Source organism: Corallococcus sp. CA047B, from assembly GCF_003612065.1.
Lineage (GTDB): Bacteria > Myxococcota > Myxococcia > Myxococcales > Myxococcaceae > Corallococcus > Corallococcus praedator.
On record NZ_RAWD01000203.1, the window covers coordinates 1 to 17867 of the forward strand.

The window sequence follows — 17867 nt, forward strand, 5'->3', positions numbered from 1 at the left end:
ATCCTCAAGAGCGGCGGCGGGGATGTTCAGCGCCGGAGCGCCGATGAGGCCCATCACGCCGCCCAACACGCCTTCCAGGCCGCCGCTCTTGAGGATGTAGCCGTCCGCGCCGGAGTTCTTCGCCTTCGCGGCCAGCTCCTCCTCCGAGATGTCGGAGTAGAGGATGAGCTTGGAGGAGACGTTCTTCACCTGCCGCAGGAATTCGACGACGTCGTCGCCGAACATCTCCGGCATGTTGACGTCCACGAGAATGAGCGCGAACGGACCCGTGGCGAGCTTCTGGTCGAGCGTGGTCAGATCGGGCGCTCCGCTGGCCTCATAGCCGGCGGCCGTCAGGGCGCGGACGGTGAGCTCCAGCAGCATCGGGCTGTCGTCAATGACCAGTACGCGGGACATCTTCCTCCTCAGGGGCTCCCGGCCCACAACCCTACACCTTTGGTCTCCGCCGAACCATCGAAACGGCGAGCAGGCGGACAGACTTGGCTGGACCCTTGACCCTTTTTCACACTGTCCGGGATACTTCACTGCCTTGACCCCGACCACCACTCCCCTCCAACGCGCGCTCCGACAGGCGCCGGACCGCACGCTGGCCGCCCAGGCCCGACCCGAGCAGGAGTTCTTCTGCTTCAAGGTGGGCGAGCTGCGCTTCGGCGTGCCCAGCGAGAACGTCACCGAGGTGCTGCGCGCCGGGCTGCTCACGCCCCTGCCGCGCACCCCCTCGTTCATCATGGGCGTCACCGGCCACCGGGGGCAGGTGCTGCCGGTGGTGGACCTCCTGCGCTTCCTGAGCAAGGGCGAGGCGCGCATCGGTCCGCGCACGCGCATCTTCGTGGGCGTCAGCGGCAACTACGTCTCCGGCGTGGTGGCGGACACCGTGCTGGGCCTGCGCCGCGTGCCCGTGTCGGAGATCCTCCCGCCGCCCCTGGGCGGTGACGCCGCCGCCGAACACCTGCTGGGCGTCGTGCACGGCGGCACCCCCCATGACGGGCTGAACCTGCTCAACTTCTCCAAGCTGCTGCAGACGGCCCGTCAGCGCGCGGTGGTGCGATGAGTCGGGAGGGCACCGTGAACGGGGTCGCGGACGATCGCTCCGCGGAGGAGCTGGGAGAGGTGGACATCCTCTTCTTCCAGATCGGCGACTCCGAATATGGCACCGACGCCTCGCAGGTGCTGCGAATCGACCGGGCGCTGCCGGACGACCTCACCGTGCGCGACCTGGGCCTGCCGCACCGCGGCCTGCGCGCGCTGGTGTTCGACACCCCGGAAGGCGAAGGCCACCTGAAGGTGGATGCCGTCAACGGGGTGCGCCCCGTGGCGCTCGCCGTGCTACGCCGCATGCCCGCTGCCGCGGGGGCGGCTCCTTATGCAGTGGGCGTCTGCCTGGATGAACAGTCCCGGCGGCCCGTGTTGCTGATTGATCTGGCGGAAACCTTGAAGACGCAAGGAAGGCACTGACACACATGTCCCTGGAGAGCCCCAACGACAAGCCCGCGGCGAAGCCCCGCGGTGCGAAGAAGTCCCCAGGCGCGAAGGCGGGAGCCCCCGAAGCCAACGCGGTGGATCCGCTCAAGCCCTTCACCGACACGCTGATGTCGGTGCTGTCCGGCAACCTGAACGCGCGCGTGCCCCACGACCGCGTCCAGGCGGATCCCACGGGCTTCGGCCACCTGCTCAACCAGGTGCTGGAGCAGTTCTCCTCCGCGGAGCACCGCAAGCAGGTGGCGGCGCAGGAGATCGATCAGGCGCTCGACTCGCTCATCATCCTGGTGCGGGAAGGCGACCTGTCGCGCTGGAACACGTCCACGGAAGACCCCCAGCTGGGGCCCCTCCTGGAGGGTTTCGGCAAGGTCATTGAAACGCTGCGCATCTTCGTGCGGGAGATCAACGAGGCCGCGCTGCGGCTGTCGTCCTCCGCCAACCAGGTGCTGGCGGCGTCCACGCAGCATGAGACGTCCTCCACCGAGCAGGCCGCGGCCATCCACGAGACGACCGCGACGATGGAGGAGCTGAAGCACGCCTCCGCGCAGATCGCGGAGAACGCGGGCAGCGTGGCGCGCGTGGCGGAGGAGACGCTGGGCGCGGCGCGCGCGGGTCGCGGCGCGATTGGCGAGTTCATCCAGGCCATGCAGCAGATCCGCAGCGACGGCGTCGCGGTGGCGGACTCCATCTCCAAGCTGTCCAAGCGCGTGGAGCGCATCGGCACGGTGGTGGAGGTCATCGACGAGATCGCGGACCGCTCCGACCTGCTGGCCCTCAACGCGGCGCTGGAAGGCAGCCGCGCGGGTGAGGCGGGCAAGGGCTTCTCCATCGTCGCGGCGGAGATGCGCCGGCTGGCGGAGAACGTCCTGGAGTCCACCAAGGAGATCAAGAACCTCATCACGGAGATCCGCGAGGCCACGCAGGCCGCGGCGGGCGCGGCGGACGCGTCCAAGCACGCCACGGAGTCCGGCGAGAAGCTGGGCGCGGTGGCGGCGCAGGCCGTGGAAGGCATCCTCGCCGGTGTGCAGGAGACGAGCGACGCGGCCCGGGTCATCAACCTGGCCACGCAGCAGCAGCGCACGGCCACCGAACAGGTGGTGGCGTCCATGGCGGAGATCGAGGACGTGACCCGTCAGACGACGCAGGCGTCGAAGCAGGCCACCGGGGCCGCCGCCGAGCTCACCCAGCTTGCGGGCCGGCTCGCCGAGCTCATCAAGCGCTTCAAGGCCGACTAGGCGTTCTCCTGAAGGGGAGAGAAGGGCTTCTGGGGGCGCGGTAGTACGCGCCCCCGGGCCTGCCACCCATGGACACCGAGGCCCTCAAAAAGTCCCTCCTGAAGAAGTTCCAGGAGGTCACGGCCGACCGACTCCAGAAGATCCAACTGGGAGTCATCGACCTGGAGAAGGAGACCGCGGATCAGGCCGCGGACGACGTCGCGCGCGAACTGCACACGATGAAGGGCGAGGCCCGCATGCTGGGTCTGGCCGCCATCGGTCAGCTCGCGCACGCCGCCGAGGACGTCCTGCGCGCCGAGCGCGAAGGCAAGACGGCCACCGAGACCGCCACCGACGTCATGCTCCGCGCATGCGACGTGCTGTCGGACCTCATCGAGGACCTGGACGCCGCCCACACCGGCTCCACGGCCACCGAGGAGATGGTGAAGGCCCTGTCGGAGGTGTCCGGTCACCCGGTGCCCGCCCTGGGCCCGGTGCGAAAGCCCGCCGCTTCGGCCGCGCCGCGCGCTCCCGAGCCGCCCGTGGCGCCTCCGCCCGCGAGGGAGGAGGAGGCCCCGAACACCGCGAAGGGCAACTCCATCGCGGATCGCAGCATCCGCGTGAACGTGGAGGTGCTGGACTCGCTGGGCCTGCTCGCCGGCGACCTGTTGGTGGAGAGCGCCCGGGGCCGCCTGCGCAGCACGGAGACGGCCGCGCTCTTCGAGCGCTTCAGTCGCCTGGGCGACCGCTTCCTGCGCATGTCCGAGGAGGTGGACGTGCCGGACGCCATCCGCGCGGAGCTGGAGCGCGCGGAAGCGGACCTGCACATGCTGCGCGACGACGCCTTCCGCTTCGTGCGCCGCAACGGCGACGGCATCGAAACGCTGCACGGCAACCTGGCCCAGCTGGCGGACCACGTGGCCGAGGCGCGCCTCGTGCCGCTGGCCACGGTGTTCGACGCCTTTCCGCGCGCCGTGCGCGACATCGCGAAGACGCAGGAAAAGGACGTGGACCTGGTCATCGAGAACGCCGACATCGGCGTGGACCGGTCCATGCTGGCCGACGTGCGCGACGCGCTGGTGCACCTCTTGCGCAACGCGGTGGACCACGGTCTGGAGTCCCCGGACCTCCGCCAGCAGATGGGCAAGCCCGCCACGGGCCGCATCCGCATCCGGGTGCGCGTGGATGGCGACATGCTCCACATCGAGGTGGAGGACGACGGCCGGGGCATGGACACCGACCGGCTCAAGCAGGTGGCCGTCAACAAGCGCCTCCTGTCGCCGGTGCAGGCCGCCGCGCTGTCGGAGCGCGAGGCCATCGAGCTCATCTTCCGCCCCGGCTTCTCCACCCGCGAACAGGTCAGCGAGCTGTCCGGCCGCGGCGTGGGCATGGACGTGGTGAAGCGCAAGGTGGAGACGCTGGGCGGCTCCGTGGGCGTCTCCAGCCGTCAGGGCCGTGGCACCACCATCACGCTGCGCCTGCCGCAGTCGCTGGCGCTGATGAAGGTGCTGCTGGTGCGCCTGGGCGACGACGTCTACGGCATGCCCGCCGCGGACGTGGTGGCCGTCATGCGCATCAAGCCCGATGACCGCATGGAGGTGTTCGGCACGCTGGCGGTGCGGCACCGGGGCAAGCCCACGGCGCTCGTGGCGCTGGGGCCGCTCCTGGGCCTCAACGGCGGCAACCGCTTCGACAAGCCTCCCGCGGTCGTGGTGCGCCACGGCGACGACTACGCCGCGCTGGTGGTGGACGGCTTCGTGGACGAGCGCGAGGTCGCGGTGAAGCCCTGCGGCGGCGAGTTCCTCAAGGGCGCGCCCTTCATCGCGGGCACGGCGGCGCTGGAGGACGGGCGCATCGCGGTGCTCTTGCACGTGCCGGACATCATGACCGAGGTGCGCCGCATGGCCCGCCCCGTCACCCAGGCTCCCGCCAGCCGTCGGCTGAGGGTGCTGCTGGTGGACGACTCGCCCATTGCCCGCGCGACGGAAGGCGCACTCGTCAAGGCGCTGGGCCACAACGTGGAGGAGGCGCAGGACGGCGAGGAGGCGTACGCGAAGGTGCAGACGAACACGTACGATCTCATCCTCACCGACGTGCAGATGCCCAAGCTGGACGGCTTCTCACTCACGCGGCGGCTGAAGGCCACGCCGTCGGTGGCGCGCATCCCGGTCATCATCCTGTCGTCGCTCGCGTCGCCGGAGGACAAGCGGCGCGGATTGGATGCGGGCGCGGATGCGTACCTGGTCAAGGGCGAGCTGGGCGTGGAGAGCCTGGCCCAGTCCATCGATCGGCTGACCTGAGGAGCCTCTGGTGGGCGGCGGCTCGGCGTTGATGGGGATGGCGTTCCGGGTACTCCTGGTCGGGCGGGGCCTGCGCTCGTTGGTGCGCGGGCTCTTCGACGGGGAGTCCCTGGTGGCCGTGGGCCCACCCGAAGCGGAGTTCGTGAACGCCGAGGAGGTCGTGCGGCGTCACTTCCCGGACGTCGTCCTGGTGGACCTGAGTTCATCCCAGGCCCTGGGCGCCATCGAGCGCATCATGGCGGCCCGGCCGCTGCCCATCCTCGCGCTGCACCCGGGGGTGCTCACCGGGCAGCAGGCGTTCCAGGCCCTGGCCATGGGGGCGCTGGACGTGATGGACCGGCCCATGAGCCCGACCCAGGACTTCTGGGCCGCGGTGAACCGCAAGCTGGTGATGCTGGCGCAGGTGAAGGGCGTGCGCTCGTCGCCTTCGGTCCGCAAGCGGCCCCAGGAAGGGCCGACGGCGCCGTTCCCCCTGGTGGCGCTGGCCGCGTCGCTGGGCGGCCCCAAGGCCGTGGCGCAGGTGCTGCGGATGATTCCGCGCGGTTTCCCGGCGCCCATCGCCTACTGTCAGCACATCAGCCAGGGCTTCACGGAGGGGCTGGCGCACTGGCTGTCCACGGAGACGGCGCTGCGTGTCGTTGAAGCGACGCACGACGCTGCGATGGAACCGGGCACGGTGTACATCGCGCCCTCGGGAGGACACCTGCTGGTGAAGCCGGATGGGCGTCTGGAACTGGACTCGGGCCCTGCCCTGCGGGGCTTCCGGCCTTCGTGTGACATGCTGCTAACTTCAGCGGGGGAGGCATTCGGCCGGCGCTGCATCGGCGTCATCCTGACGGGCATGGGCCGCGACGGCGCCAGGGGTCTGAAGGAGATTCGCGAACGGGGTGGACGCACCATCGCGCAGGACGAGGCTTCATGCGTCGTCTACGGCATGCCGCGCGAGGCGGTGCTGCTGGGCGCGGCGCAGCAGGTGCTGTCGTTGGACCTCATCGGCCCGACGCTGGTGCAGTGGGTGGACGCGTGCTGACCATTGGCAACAAGGTCCTCCAGCAGCTCGCCGCGCTCCTGCTGGAGCGCGCGGGGCTGAAGATCACCCTGGATGGCTACCACAGCCTCCGGCTGGCGCTGTCCACGCGCATGCCCGTGCTGGGCCTGAGCGATCCGGACAAGTACATGCAGCGGCTCATGAGCACCCACGGCGAGGAGGAGCTGCGCGCGCTCCTGCCGCTGGTGACGGTGGGGCACACGGAGTTCTTCCGCGACGCGAAGCAGTTCCGCGCGCTGGAGCAGAGCGTGCTGCCGGAGCTGCTCGCCCGGGCGCGGCGCGAGATGCGCAAGGTGACCATCTGGTCCGCGGGCTGCGCCACCGGCGAAGAGCCCTACAGCCTGGCGCTGGTGATGGCGGAGCTGGGCGCGCTCGCGGTGGAGGTGGACCTGTGGGCCACCGACCTGAACCTGGCCGCGGTGGAGGCCGCGCGGCAGGGGCGCTTCACCACCCGCCGGGCGATGGCCATTGGCCCCGAGCGCCTGTCGCGCTTCTTCAAGCCGGTGGAGGACGGGTACGAGGCGTCGCCCGTGCTGCGCGAGTACATCCGCTTCGACGGACAGAACCTGGCCGTGCCGCTGTTCGACAAGGTGGCGCCCGCGTCGCTGGACCTCATCCTGTGCCGCAACGTCATCATCTACTTCGACCTGCCCACCATCCGCGGGTTGATGGACCGGTTCCTCGCCGCGCTGCGCCCGGGCGGGTTGTTGTTCCTGGGGTACTCGGAGAGCCTGTTCAAGGTCTATGACCGCTTCGAGATGATCGAAGTGGACGGCGCCTTCGTGTACCGCCGGCCGCTGGGAGAGCGCCCCCCTTCGCCGCCGCCCCGCGTGTCCAGCCCGTCGGATCCGCCGCTGCGTCCCGGCAGCCCGGAGTCCTTCGCGGTGGACCTGCGCCAGCGACTCCAGGCCAACGCGGCCACCGCCGCGAAGCTGCGCAATCCGGGCGGCGCCGGCTCGCTCTCTTCCCGGGGCCCGGAGGCTCCGCGCCGGCCCACCACCGAACTGCCCGCCATGGGCAACCTGACCGGACGGCGCACCGGGGAGTTCCCGGCCGTCCGCGTGGAGCCCGCACGCCCGGCGGCCACCCCGTCCCGCGCGGTGCCGGAGCGCTCCTCCGGTTCGTTCCCGGTGGCGCGCATGAATCCCTCGCCGACCACGCCTTCGCCGGAGGGTTCCTCCTCGCGTCCGAGTGGCTCGTGGCCGCAGCTGCTGCCTCCCGCGGAGCGCCTCAACATGGCGGTGCGCAAGATGACGGCGGGGGACTTCCCCGGCGCCATCTCAGGCGTGGAGCGGCTGCTGGTGGATGAGCCCAGCGACCTGGACGCGCTCCTGACGCTGGGCAACCTGTATTCGCTCACCGGGCGCAGCGCCAACGCGCGCGACACCTTCGCGCAGGCGCTCCAGCGCGAGCCCCTGTGCGTGGAGGCGCGCGTCTTCGCGGGCGTGGCGGCGATGCAGGCGGGGAGCCTGGCCGAGGCGCGCTCCGAACTGGCGAAGGCGCTCTTCCTGGAGCCCACGCTGGCCATTGGCCACTACCTGCTGGCGCAGGTGCAGGAGCGCACCCAGGACTTCGATGCGGCCCGGCGCAGCTACCGCAACGCCGTCGCGCAGCTCAAGCATCCGCAGCGCCCGCTGGCGGGGCACTACCCGGAGATGCTCGATTCGGCGGAGGCCATCTCCCGCGCGGCCCGCTATGCGCTGGCCGCGCTGGAGGAGCAGCCGGGCTGAGGGCCCGGCCGCGGGTGCTGCTCAGTCCAGGTTGCCCTTGACCTGATCCAGGCTCTTGGACGGATCCAACACGGCGCCGAACTTCTTCTGCAGGTACGTCTTGGCCTGACCGCGCAGCAGCATGCCGGGGTCGGTGCCTTCGCCCGTCACGGTCTTGTCGGTGATGACGAAGCTGGCGTCCAGGTTGATGCCCATCACCTTGCCGTTGAGCTTCGCGCCCTCGTCGCCCGTCCAGTCGGACTTCACGCCGTACTTGGAACCCCAGTAGCTGAGGAGCTGCTCGACGCGCTTCTTGACCTCGTCCTTGGGAAGGTTGTGGGGGACCTCGAATTTCAACATGCCCATGGCGGTGACTCCTGTTCAGAAGGTGGCTGGTCCCTGCGGTTTAGTGACACCGGGCCGGAAATGGAACCGCCGTGTGGTGATTGCCGGCGGTCGATGTCCGCCGGTGGCCTACCGGGCGGCCTTGCTCCGGGGGCGACGCGGCTTTTCGGGGGCGGCCTCCACCGCCACCTCCGGCTCCGGCTCGCCCCAGCGCTCCAGGTAGGGGGCCAGGTCGAACTTCTGCGCCGTGCGCAGGGAGCTCATGGGCCGCACCTTTCCAATCACCGCGCGCTCCTGGAAGGGCCGGTCATGCAGACCCAGGATCCACATGAAGTTGGACACGCTCGCGGGGTCGCGGCCGTCCACCGCGTAGGTGTCGTTGAGCCGGTGGATGCGCTCCAGGGCCTCTTGAGGCGTGGGGCTCCATTCGAGGATCTTCTTGCCCCAGAGCATGCGCAGGTAGTTGTGGATCCGCCCGCGCTCGCGCAGCTCCTTCTGGGACGCGTTCCAGAGCGGATCCGCCGTGCGGCCCTGGGCCAGCTCCTCGTAGGAGTACAGGTGCGGGCGCGGATCCTTCGCGTGGCGGGAGAGCGTCTCGCGCGCCCAGGGGGGCAGGGCGTCCACGGTGAGCTGTCGGGGCCCGGGGGTGTGGAAGCAGTAGTTGAAGCCCAGCTCGCGGCGCACGAGCAGCTCCTCCAGGAACGACTGCACGGCCGGGTGGTCCTTGCCCTTCGCCGCGATGGCCGCGCGGGCCGCCTCGCCCGGGAAGAGGTTTCCCCAGTGCCAGTAGGGCGACAGGTTGGACTGCTGGCCCAGGCCCGGATCATTGCGGCCTTCTTCGTAGCCCTCCAGCCGCTCCTCCAGGAACGTGCGCAGCGCCTTCAGGCCCGCCTTGCGGCCTCCCCGTTCGTCCAGGGGCTTCACGGAATGATCCAGCGCGAACGTGTGCAACGCGGCCCGCGCCTTCACCGCGTCGGCCAGTTCGAAGTCCGGTTGCGGGTGCGCGCCCGACGCCTTCACCTTGCGTAGGGGCAGGGTGCGCTCCAGGTACTCCGGCCACAGCTTGCGCAGCTTGGGGCGCAGCGCGTACGCGCCCACCTGGGCCGCGGGGATGCGCTGCATGGGCACCACGCAGGAGGCGTCCACGGCGAAGAGGGGCACCTGGAGCGCCTTCGCCGCGCCCCGCAGGTGGCCCGGGATGATGTACGTGGGGAACAGGTCCGACACGATGGCCGCCGCGCGCTTGCCCAGCTTCGCGATCCGGGGCTTGTGCTCCTTCGCGGTGCGCGGCAGCTCCAGCCAGTACGGAAGTCCGCGCGCGGCGCAGCCTCTGGCCATGTCCGCCATGCCTTCCAGTGCCCACGCGTGGAGCCGGTCCGACGCGAAGGGGTAATCCGGACGGATGGATTGGTAGACGACGACGGGCAGGCCCAGGTGGTTGCCCAGCGCGATGGCGGCGTCGAGCGCGTGGTTCTCCTCCCACCGATGGTTCACCATGCACCAGTAGAGGACGAAGTCCCGCTGGCCCGAAGGGAAGGGGACGTCCTTCACCCCCTGGATTCGAGCGGAGTCGACAGCGAGTTCGGACCACGAGATGCCTTGGGGCATGGGACGGCGAAGATGCCGCATCCGTGTGCACGTCGCGGTGGGAGTTTCGGCGCGTTGTGTGGTGGACCTCATGTCCGCGCGAATGTTTCGGACGCGGCGGAAATCCAACACCCGCGCACGGGTTGTGGTTTTCTGCCGAGCGGCCGGACCCAAGGAGCCCTCTGCGTGGCACACCGTCGAACCTGGAACCTCCCTGTCACCGTCCTCGCTGTCGCGCTGATGCTGCCGGGCCTTGCCCACGCGCAGGCGGGTGGCACGTCGGTGTACCCGGCGCCCCAACCGCCGCCGCCGCCCGCGCCGGGGATGTACGCGGCGCCGCCCTCGCAGGCTGAGACGCCTCCGTCCAACGACGGGTATCCGCCGTCGCAGGCCGCTCCGTCGGAGGGCTACGCGCAGCCACAGTCCGCGCCTCCGTCCAACGACGGTTATCCGCCGTCGCAGGGGGCGCCGTCGAACGAGGGCTACGCGCAGCCGCAGTCCGCGAATCCCAACGACACATACCCGCCCCCGAGCGACGCGCCCGTGCTCCCGCCGGAGCCGGACCGCCTGCGCACCGAACCGCAGGCCCCGTTGACGGAGGGCCCTTCGGGCGTGCGCCAGGAGTCCACCCAGGACTCCGTGGCCGCGGCCAACTACGTCCGTCCGCCTCCCGCGGACAACGGCGTGTGGCTGGATGGCCAGCGGCGCCGGGGGCCCTTCCTGTCCGGCCCCGGCAGCATGAAGTTCATCGCGCACCACACGACGATGGGCGCGCTGGGTGGCTTCTTCACGCAGGCGTTCTCGCAGGACTTCAGCTTCGACCGCAGCTCGCGCGAGGCGATGCTCGCGGGCACGCTCATTGGCGCGGGCCTGGGCTTCGGCGCTTCCGCGTGGTGGCAGTTCAACAACTGGGTGGCGGAGCCCATGGCCAACTTCAGCGTGGGCAACTCGCTGGTGGGCTCCATGTTCTTCGCGGGCTTCATGGACCTCATCACCCAGGACCCCGGCGTGCTCACCTGGTCCGCGTTCCTGGGCGCGGAATTGGGCGCGTGGCTGACGGCGGGCATCGGTGGCGGACAGCTGCCCCTCAACGACGGCCTGCTGGTGGCCTCCGGCGCTGGCTGGGCGGCGGCGTACAGCGCGCTGCTGCTCGCCATCGTCCACTTCTCCGGCACGTCCATCTCCGGCAAGACGTGGAAGGACATGCTGCTCATCGCTCCGGGCGTGGGCGCGGGCGTGCTGGCGCTGGCGACCATGCGCTACAACCCGACGCCGTCTCAAATCCTGCGCGCGGACTTCTTCGGCGCCGGCGTGGGCGCGGCGGTGCTGCTCATCTCCGGGCTGGTGCTGGGCGGCTTCAACCAGTCCACGCCCTACGTGCTGTCCTTCCTCGGGTCCGCCGGTGCCATCACCACGGTGAGCCTGCTGTGGGAGGAGAGCGTGGACCGCTCCGCCACGACGCTGCGAAGCGGGCATTCCTCCAAGGACCGGCCCTACAAGAACGTCTGGTGGTAGACGGCCCGGAGGGCGGGCGGGCAGGCGTCATGGCGCGGAGGGAAGGCCAGCATCACCTTCCCACCATCTATGGCGCGCGTCCTACCCTTCACGGCCCTCCTGGCTTCGCTGGATCGCTCCCTGGAGCCCGGCGACAGCCCTTCCCGCAGTAACGCAGCCCCATGGCCGGCGCATCTGCGGCCCCTGCTGGAGGCCGCGAATCCCAGCGCGGAGCTGCGCCGCATGCGCGATGCGGGCACGCTGCTGAAGGACACCCGCCCGTCGCTCTACGTCGTGGAGCTGTACGGCGCGGCGGGCAAGTTCTCCGGCCCGCCCCTGCGCTACCTCTTGTGCGCGCTGACGCCGGACGCGGTGGCGCCGTTGGAGCATGACCCGTACCGGCCCCGCGCGTGGGAGGTGGAGCCCGCCGTCACGCTGGTGGCGGACGACCACGGCGCCCTGCGCGCGCTCCTGGCCGAGGCTGCCGAGCGCGGCATCTCCGTCTGGAAGGGCGAGTACGACGGCGCGCCGGTGTCGCTGCTGCGCATCGAACCTTCTCCCGTGTCCAAGCGCCTGCAGGCCGTGCTGGACGAAGCGCCCATGCGGCCCCTGGCGGCCTTGAGCGAGCAACGCCAGACGCTGGCGGCGGTGGTGCCCCTGTCCGAGCCGGGCCTGGAGCTGTGCCCCATCCACCGCGCGCTCAAGGGCGTGACGACGTTCCAGGAGGAGACCTTCCTCACCCTGGTGGCCGCCTACGCGCGCGTGACGGACGTGGACGCGCCGCTCACCACGTCGCAGGGCATGGCGGCGGCGCGCGAGCGGCTGGCGACGCTGGTGCCCGGACAGCACGCGGTGCTGCTGGTGCTGCCCGGAGGGCGGGGGAAGATCCTTCGCTTCCGGCAGGGGTTGGACCTGGCGCACCTGAAGGGCGCGCCGCGCAGTCCCACGCTGCGAAGCCTGGACCTGGCGCTGCTCAACACGTTGGTGCTGCGCACGGTGCTTGGCATCCAGGATCCGGAGGCGCCGGGGCATTCCCAGGTCTACCCGGTGCATGGCCTGGAGTCGCTGGTGCAGGGCGTGGAGAGCGGCATGTTCCAGGCGGGGTTCGCGCTCAACCCGCCGCCCGTATGGGAGGTGCGCGCGGTGATGGAGGCCCAGGCCACGTTGCCGCCACGCACCCTGCGCGTGGAGCCGCGCGTGCCCGCGGGCCTGCTCTTCCTGGACCCTGAAGCCTGACGCTCACGTGCGGGCGCTGACCGGAACCCCGCAGGATTGGCCCCGGCAGGTGCGGCTGGAGTTGCAGCCCGGCCCCGGGGAGACGCTGGATGCCATCTGCGGCGGCGAGGTGCAGGTGCTCCAGCGCAGGGCGGGCTACCGCTTCACGTTGGACCCCGTGCTGCTGGCGCACTTCGCCGTCTTCGAGGCGGGGGCGCACCGGGGAAGGCTGCTCGACCTGGGCACCGGGTGCGGCATCATCCCGCTGGTGCTGACCCGGCGGCTGGGGCGCACGGACATCACCGCGCTGGAGCTGCAACCGGGCCTGTTCTCCCTGGCCGAGCGCAACGTGTACCTCAATCGCTGTGAGGGCGCGGTGACGCTGGTGCAGGGCGACCTGCGGCACGTGACGGAGATGTTTCCCGCGGGCAGCTTCGGCCACGTGCTGTGCAATCCGCCGTACCGCGCGCGCACCGCGGGCCAGAGCAACCTGTCCACGGAGAGGGCGCTGGCGCGGCATGAGATCGCCTGCGAGCTGCCAGACGTGGTGCGCGCGGCGGCCTACCTGCTGGTCCCCCGGGGCGGGCTGTGCATGGTGTATCCGGCCTCGCGCTTCAGCGAGCTGGTGTCGGTGCTGCGCACGCTGCAACTGGAGCCGCGCACGGTGCGCATGGTGCATCCGCGCGCGGATCGTCCCGCGAAGCTGGTGCTGCTGCACGCGGTGAAGGGCGGCCGCTCGGACCTCACCGTGCTTCCGTCGCTCGTCGTCCATGCGGAGGACGAACACGCCTTCACCGACGAGGTGGGCGCGATGGTGGGCTGAGCGGAAAATCACAGTCGCGACCCGACTTGGATGCGGGCGGTCCCGGGGGCGCAGGTCGCACTCCTCGCACGGGGCGGTTCTGACGTAGAGTTCGCGCCCTGGGGCTCGGACCGGGAGTCCCCTGTCTCATCCGAAAGCAGGACGTGATGCGCGTGGGCTCACGACGAATGGCCTTGCCCTGGGTGGCGGTCGCGATGGCGCTCTTCAGCGCCTCGGCTTTCGCCCAGACGCAGGCGGACCGGCTCTATGTGGGGTACGGCGTGTCGGGAGGCGGCACGCTGGACGCGGGGCGGATCCGGCTCGAGCGGCGACGCCAACTGGACCTGCGCGTTCCACTGCCTCCCATCGTCCTGGGCCGCACGTACCTGCTGCCTTCGCTGGGCTACGAGTTGAGGTGGTTGGGCGTGCAGGTGCCGCCCCCCGGACTCTCCGGGGACGGCGACAATGACCTGGGGCGGAGCTTCCACCGCATCCAGCTGGGCCTGACGCTCATCCGGCCCGTAGCGCCGCGCTGGCTGCTCATCGCCGGGGTGACGGGCAGCACCCGCACGGACTTCAAGTCCTCCTTCGACCCGGGCCTGGACACCACCTGGGTGGCCTACGCGATGGCCAACCACCAGTTGGGCGAAGAGCCCGGCTTCTCCGTGACGTTCGGGTTGGTGGCGCTGTGGCCCTTCGACCTGTTTCCCGTGCTCCCCATGGCCAGCCTGAACTACCGGCGGGGCCCGTGGATCCTGGAGGTGGGCCTGCCGAAGCTCACCGTGCTGCACAAGCTGGGTGACACGGTGGAGCTGGGGCTCGTGGGTGGCTTCGAGCAGCAGGTGCTCCACACCCGCTTCGAGCCGGAGGCGCTGGGCCTGGGCGCGTCCTACGTGCGTGAAACCACGGTCCGGGTCGCGCCCACCGTCAACGTCCACCTGGGCCAGGATTTGTGGCTGAGTTCCGCGGTGGGGCTGTCGCTGATCAACGACCTCGCGCTGCTCGACCGCCAGCGCGACAGCCTCAACATTCCGGGGCTGGGGGCGGGCCCCACGCCGTATGCCCGCGTGGTGCTCGGCTGGCGTCCGCAGCCCAATCGCCCGAAGGCCCGCGAGACGCGCTCCCTCCGTTGAAGCGGAAGCGCTCTCGGCGGGGCGGGGTTGTTACGGCGTGGGGGGCTGCGCGTTCTCCGCCGTCTTGCTCCCCTCGCGGCACCACGCGAGCTGCTCCTGGATGGCCTCCAGGGGCACCGCCAGCTCCAGCTTGAAGGACGTGCCGTCCGGCCGCACCTTCGCGAAGTCCAGGAGCTGCGCCAGGTCCGTGTTGCCCTCCGACTGGGCCTTCATCCGCGCCATGGACAGCATGCCGCCCAGCGACTTGCCCAGGTCGGTCATCTTGTCCGCGTCCATGCCGCTCACGTTCGCGACCATGGCCACGTCGCCGCTGGTGTCCAGGTGCAGCTCCACGTTCTGGGCCACGTCCACCAGACGCTGCGCCAGCTCCTGCTGATCCGGGCCCAGCAGCTTCGCGAGCTGCGCCACCGCGAGCACGCCGTACATCTCCCCGTAGGTGCTGTTCTCGTCGAGCAGCGGCGGCCCCGCTTCCGTCCCGCGCCCGTCCATGCGGTCGAGCACCGTCTTCACCTCGTCCGGGGAGCGGCCCACCACCAGCATCTGGTTGTTCCAGGTGCCCACCGCGTTGTCCATCCGCCCGCGCTGCGTGCCGCCGTCCGGCAGGGGCATGGACATGTCGCCCGGTTCGTACACGCGCGCGCCCGGACCGTGGTCCGACGACACGCGTTCGCCCAGCAGTTCCTGGTAGCGCGCCTTGCTGAAGTCACCGGAGAGGATGAGGCCCTCGTCGGTGATGACCATACGGTCCAGGTCCTGGAAGGGATCCACGCCGCTCAGCGCCTTGAACTGCTCCAGGTTCTTGCCGCCGTCGTGCATCAGGCACGCCATCAGCAGCTCCCCCAGCGGCGAGTGTCGCAGGGCGTTCGCCTCGATGACCACGGCCGTGCGTCCCGGGCCGCGCGGAAGGGCCGCGAGCAGCGGGTCGCGGGGCTTCGCGGGCGCCTGGGGCACGCCCGCGTCCAGCGTGGGCATCACCCAGGTGCGGCGCTTCTCCGCGCGCGCGAAGTCCGTGCCGCTCATGCGCGAGGGGAAGTTCACCTCCGGAGCGGGGGGCGCTGCGGCGTCTCCCTGGCCCCTGAACATCATCACCGCGGCCACCGCGAACAGCAGCAAGGCCCCGCCCAGCCACACCTTCCTGCGCCTGCGCGAATCCATGCTCAGCAATCCTTTCCTTCAAAGTGCCAGAAGCCCACCGCGAGCGCTCCCAGTCCGAACACCAGCACGCCGCCCAGCAGCATCCCCAGCGAACCCGGCAGGAGCGGTGTGTCGCTCGCGAGGTCCGCCGCCCCGACGGCCAGCGCCGACAACCGGGGCAGCACCATCGTCACCGCGTCGAACGACGTGCGGCCGAAGCCCGCTTCCAGGTAGCGCGACACGTCCGCGCGGAACCCCGCGAGGATGCCGCCCACCAGCAGCACGAAGCCCGCGGCGGAACACAGCGCCGCGCTGCGCACCACCGTGGCCGTGGTGAGCATCACCGCGTACACCGCCGCGAACCCCACGCACGCCATGCCCCCCGCGACGAGCGGGCCCACCGTCCAGTACCCCGTCTTCACGCCGAAGATGACCGTCAGCCCTCCCGCCGCGTACACCGTGCCGCCCACGGCCAGCGTCATCACGCCCAGGAAGGTGCCCGCCAGCAGGTGCCAGCGCTGCAAGGGCAGGGCGAGCAGGTGTTCGATGCGCCCGGGCGACAACAGGCCCGGAGCGAAGTCCGAACACGCCACGATGCCGAAGAGGATGCCGCCGTAGAACACCAGGTAGGCCGCCGCGCGGAAGATGGGCCGCAGCGCCACGTCCACCGACACGATGTTGGCGCGCACCACCTCGCCGAAGAGCCGCGTCGCCGCGAGCGCCCCGTCCACCACCTCCAGCTTGAGGCTGAGCGCCACGGTGGCCAGCACCAGCGTGAGCCCCACCATGAAGGCCAGGATGAACTTGCGCGACGCCGCCTCGCGCAGCACGTACCCCGCGATGACGAAGACAGGATTCACGCCGCCACCCCCGGGCTGCCCACCGCGCCCAGCAACACCGCTTCCAGGTCCGCGCCCTCGCGTCGCAGCTCCACCAGCAGCGCCCCGGAGGCCCGCGCCCGGTCCAACGCCGCGTTGAGCACCGTCACATCCGCCGCGTCCACCACGTACACCCCTTCGTCCCTGGCGCCCTCGGCCTGGACGTTTGTTGCCGCCGTCGCGTCCGAACCGGCGCCACCCACCGGCACGAAGCCCGCGGCCACCAGGGCGGAGGCCTGCGCGCCGGGCGCGAAGCGCACACGCCACCGGGCCCCGCCGCGCCCCAGGTCCTCCAGCCGGCCCTCGCGCAGCACGCGCCCGTCCGCGAGGATGGCCACCCGGTCGCACACCCGTTCGGTCTCCGCCAGCAGGTGCGAGTTCAAGAACAGCGTCACGCCCCGGCGCACCTCCTCCTGGAGGATGCGGCGCACCTCCAGCCGGCCCATGGGGTCGATGCCGTCCGTGGGCTCATCCAGCACCAGCAGCGCCGGTTCTCCCAAGAGCGCCGCCGCCAGCCCCAGCCGCTGCCGCATGCCCTTGGAGTACCCGCCGATGCGCCGGTCCACCGCGTCCGACAGCCCCACGCGCTCCAGGAGGCGCAGCAGCGCTGGCGCATCCGGCTTCAGCCCCTTGAGCCGGGCCACGGTGGCCAGGAACGCGGGCGACTTCCACGTGCCCGGCAGGTGCAGCCGCTCCGGCAGGTAGCCGATGCGCGCGCGGATGGCCGGATCCTCCGGGGATCCGCCCAGCACGCGCACCGTGCCTGCCGTGGGCCGCACGATGCCGAGCACGCTCTTGATGAAGGTCGTCTTACCCGCGCCGTTGGGGCCGATGAGCCCGAAGGCGCTGCCCGAAGGCACCACCAGGTCCATGCCCCGGAGGGCCTCGTGGCCGCCCCGGCCGAACGCGCGGTGATAGGTTTTTCGCAGGCCCTGCACTTCAAGGGCGGGAGGTGGTGTTGTCACGGTTGCGACTGTAGACGACCCACGGGGGCGACGATTGCCTCCGGCTCGTCCTCGGGGGAGGGGCAAGCGGGCCTGAAACTTTCCATCCGCCCGCGTCCACCCATTCGCGCCGCTGGGAAACACCTTGCGCACCCTCTGGGGCCGTGCCGCGCCGCGACACCTCGTCGTTCCAGGGCGTTGCGTTTCTGGGGGCTCCAACGGTGCGGTTGGTCCAACCCCTGCAATGCATGCGGGGACACGCGGTACCTCACGCGACACATCTTCTTCAGGAGTCACGGGCATGACGTGGACGAACGGAACCGAGCAGCAGCTTCAGGACGCGCGCCGCGAACTGGAGGCGGCCGAGCGCGAGCTTGCCAGCGGGACCGAGGCGGCTCGGGTGCGCTACGCGCGGGCGCTGTACGAGGCGGACCTCGCCCACCGGCGGGCCGACCGCATGGCGCGCGACAGCCGCCGCCAGCAGCTGAGCTGGCGCCCTGTCGCCGGCTGAGCAGGCAGGTGGGTGACAGGGAAGGGGTGAAGCGCGGGGCCGGGCGGTTTATACCGGCGAACCATGGCCCACCC

The 17867-nt window shown here is 70.8% G+C and carries 17 protein-coding genes; 11 read left to right on the forward strand and 6 right to left on the reverse strand.

All coding sequences use genetic code 11. The features are described from left to right. Positions 1 to 396 (reverse strand): response regulator (locus D7X74_RS26985; RefSeq protein WP_147446689.1); only part of this gene is annotated, 396 nt, incomplete at its 3' end. 133 nt (positions 397 to 529) lie between these two features. Here D7X74_RS26985 and D7X74_RS26990 point away from each other — a divergent pair. From D7X74_RS26990 to D7X74_RS27015, 6 genes are all read left to right on the forward strand, one after another. Further along, positions 530 to 1051 (forward strand): chemotaxis protein CheW, encoded by a 522-nt coding sequence (locus D7X74_RS26990; protein ID WP_120535881.1) that lies wholly within the window; start codon positions 530 to 532, stop codon positions 1049 to 1051. Then, on the forward strand, positions 1048 to 1455 hold the full coding sequence (locus D7X74_RS26995) for a Frizzy aggregation protein FrzB (protein WP_120535882.1): 408 nt from the start codon (positions 1048 to 1050) through the stop codon (positions 1453 to 1455). Before D7X74_RS26990 ends, D7X74_RS26995 begins: the two co-directional genes overlap by 4 nt. A gap of 5 nt (positions 1456 to 1460) precedes the next feature. Then, positions 1461 to 2714: a methyl-accepting chemotaxis protein gene (locus D7X74_RS27000; RefSeq protein WP_120535883.1), complete on the forward strand. Its 1254-nt coding sequence runs from the start codon at positions 1461 to 1463 to the stop codon at positions 2712 to 2714. Between the two features lie 68 nt (positions 2715 to 2782). Continuing rightward, complete coding sequence (locus D7X74_RS27005; RefSeq protein WP_120535884.1) at positions 2783 to 4993, forward strand: hybrid sensor histidine kinase/response regulator; 2211 nt, start codon at positions 2783 to 2785, stop codon at positions 4991 to 4993. Between the two features lie 37 nt (positions 4994 to 5030). Continuing rightward, complete coding sequence (locus tag D7X74_RS27010; protein ID WP_120535885.1) at positions 5031 to 6023, forward strand: chemotaxis protein CheB; 993 nt, start codon at positions 5031 to 5033, stop codon at positions 6021 to 6023. Beyond that, positions 6017 to 7771, forward strand: a complete 1755-nt coding sequence (locus tag D7X74_RS27015; protein WP_120535894.1) for a protein-glutamate O-methyltransferase — start codon at positions 6017 to 6019, stop codon at positions 7769 to 7771. Before D7X74_RS27010 ends, D7X74_RS27015 begins: the two co-directional genes overlap by 7 nt. Before the next feature lie 21 nt (positions 7772 to 7792). Here the strand turns inward: D7X74_RS27015 and D7X74_RS27020 are convergent, their stop codons facing one another. Further along, on the reverse strand, positions 7793 to 8116 hold the full coding sequence (locus tag D7X74_RS27020; RefSeq protein ID WP_120535886.1) for a polyhydroxyalkanoic acid system family protein: 324 nt from the start codon (positions 8114 to 8116) through the stop codon (positions 7793 to 7795). A 108-nt stretch (positions 8117 to 8224) separates the two neighbouring features. After that, complete coding sequence (locus D7X74_RS27025; RefSeq protein WP_233602269.1) at positions 8225 to 9646, reverse strand: deoxyribodipyrimidine photo-lyase; 1422 nt, start codon at positions 9644 to 9646, stop codon at positions 8225 to 8227. 222 nt (positions 9647 to 9868) lie between these two features. Here D7X74_RS27025 and D7X74_RS27030 point away from each other — a divergent pair, with 222 nt between their 5' ends. The 4 genes from D7X74_RS27030 (at position 9869) to D7X74_RS27045 (ending at position 14326) form a co-directional block, all read left to right on the forward strand. Next, positions 9869 to 11197 carry a hypothetical protein gene (locus D7X74_RS27030; protein WP_199741900.1) on the forward strand — a complete coding sequence of 443 codons (1329 nt, stop codon included), beginning with the start codon at positions 9869 to 9871 and terminating at the stop codon, positions 11195 to 11197. A 69-nt stretch (positions 11198 to 11266) separates the two neighbouring features. Beyond that, entirely contained in the window at positions 11267 to 12412 is a 1146-nt protein-coding gene (locus D7X74_RS27035) for a DUF1015 family protein (protein ID WP_120535889.1), read from the forward strand. Positions 12413 to 12419: 7 nt separating this feature from the next. Further along, the gene (locus D7X74_RS27040; RefSeq protein WP_120535890.1) at positions 12420 to 13214 is read left to right on the forward strand and encodes a tRNA1(Val) (adenine(37)-N6)-methyltransferase; all 795 of its coding nucleotides are present in this window, start codon (positions 12420 to 12422) and stop codon (positions 13212 to 13214) included. Between the two features lie 152 nt (positions 13215 to 13366). Further along, positions 13367 to 14326 (forward strand): DUF6268 family outer membrane beta-barrel protein, encoded by a 960-nt coding sequence (locus tag D7X74_RS27045; RefSeq protein ID WP_147452459.1) that lies wholly within the window; start codon positions 13367 to 13369, stop codon positions 14324 to 14326. 30 nt (positions 14327 to 14356) lie between these two features. Here D7X74_RS27045 and D7X74_RS27050 read toward each other — a convergent pair whose 3' ends face one another. Genes D7X74_RS27050 through D7X74_RS27060 form a run of 3 tightly spaced genes read right to left on the reverse strand, consistent with a single transcriptional unit; the run spans position 14357 to position 17210 of the window. Next, entirely contained in the window at positions 14357 to 15481 is a 1125-nt protein-coding gene (locus D7X74_RS27050) for a hypothetical protein (protein WP_120535891.1), read from the reverse strand. A gap of 2 nt (positions 15482 to 15483) precedes the next feature. After that, positions 15484 to 16320, reverse strand: coding sequence for a hypothetical protein (locus D7X74_RS27055; RefSeq protein ID WP_120535892.1), 837 nt, complete (start codon positions 16318 to 16320; stop codon positions 15484 to 15486). Continuing rightward, complete coding sequence (locus D7X74_RS27060) at positions 16317 to 17210, reverse strand: ABC transporter ATP-binding protein (RefSeq protein ID WP_370450810.1); 894 nt, start codon at positions 17208 to 17210, stop codon at positions 16317 to 16319. Before D7X74_RS27060 ends, D7X74_RS27055 begins: the two co-directional genes overlap by 4 nt. 373 nt (positions 17211 to 17583) lie before the next feature. Between D7X74_RS27060 and D7X74_RS27065 the strand changes: the two genes are divergently transcribed. Further along, positions 17584 to 17793 carry a hypothetical protein gene (locus tag D7X74_RS27065; protein WP_120535893.1) on the forward strand — a complete coding sequence of 70 codons (210 nt, stop codon included), beginning with the start codon at positions 17584 to 17586 and terminating at the stop codon, positions 17791 to 17793. Positions 17794 to 17867 lie beyond the last annotated feature (74 nt).

Coding starts and splice junctions, on each gene's coding strand:
- D7X74_RS27065 (WP_120535893.1), top strand. CDS start 17,584: ATGACGTGGACGAACGGAACCGAGCAGCAGCTTCAGGACGCGCGCCGC.
- D7X74_RS27020 (WP_120535886.1), bottom strand. CDS start 8,116: ATGGGCATGTTGAAATTCGAGGTCCCCCACAACCTTCCCAAGGACGAG.
- D7X74_RS27005 (WP_120535884.1), top strand. CDS start 2,783: ATGGACACCGAGGCCCTCAAAAAGTCCCTCCTGAAGAAGTTCCAGGAG.
- D7X74_RS27060 (WP_370450810.1), bottom strand. CDS start 17,210: ATGGACCTGGTGGTGCCTTCGGGCAGCGCCTTCGGGCTCATCGGCCCC.
- D7X74_RS27000 (WP_120535883.1), top strand. CDS start 1,461: ATGTCCCTGGAGAGCCCCAACGACAAGCCCGCGGCGAAGCCCCGCGGT.
- D7X74_RS27050 (WP_120535891.1), bottom strand. CDS start 15,481: ATGGATTCGCGCAGGCGCAGGAAGGTGTGGCTGGGCGGGGCCTTGCTG.
- D7X74_RS27035 (WP_120535889.1), top strand. CDS start 11,267: ATGGCGCGCGTCCTACCCTTCACGGCCCTCCTGGCTTCGCTGGATCGC.
- D7X74_RS26995 (WP_120535882.1), top strand. CDS start 1,048: ATGAGTCGGGAGGGCACCGTGAACGGGGTCGCGGACGATCGCTCCGCG.
- D7X74_RS27010 (WP_120535885.1), top strand. CDS start 5,031: ATGGCGTTCCGGGTACTCCTGGTCGGGCGGGGCCTGCGCTCGTTGGTG.